This window comes from Marinobacter vulgaris, assembly GCF_003344045.1.
Lineage (GTDB): Bacteria > Pseudomonadota > Gammaproteobacteria > Pseudomonadales > Oleiphilaceae > Marinobacter > Marinobacter vulgaris.
This window is the reverse complement of sequence record NZ_QFWX01000049.1, coordinates 1-415: the sequence shown is the minus strand read 5'-3', so window position 1 is coordinate 415 and position 415 is coordinate 1. Positions and strand designations below refer to the sequence as shown.

The window sequence follows — 415 nt, the reverse complement described above, 5'->3', positions numbered from 1 at the left end:
GGAAGCCCGTTGTGAGAGGCTGGAGCGGGAGAAATCGATACTAAAAAAGGCTACTGCTCTCTTGATGTCGGACGAGATGAATCGTACGCGCTGATAGACCAGTTGAGTGAGCAGGAGCCGGTTGAGATGGTCTGTAAAGCGTTTGAAGTATCGAGGTCCAGCTATTACGACTATCGCCGCAGACGGTCTGTAGTGGACGCGGAACGAGTAGTTCTGCGAGCCGATGTGAACCGGATCTTTCGCAAGAGCCGAAGCTCAGCGGGAAGCCGTATGATCACCACCATGCTTAATGAAGAAGGCGTTGTGATCGGACGCTTCAAGGTTCGCCGCCTCATGAGTGAGCTAGGACTAATCTGCAAACAACCTGGTCCACACGCATACAAGCAGGCCACTGTGGAAAGGCCAGACATTCCAA

Annotated in this window: 1 pseudogene; it reads left to right on the top strand. The window is 53.0% G+C overall.

Annotated features, from left to right (window positions below):
* Positions 1-415, top strand: a pseudogene (locus tag DIT71_RS17750) (IS3 family transposase); the annotation flags it as partial.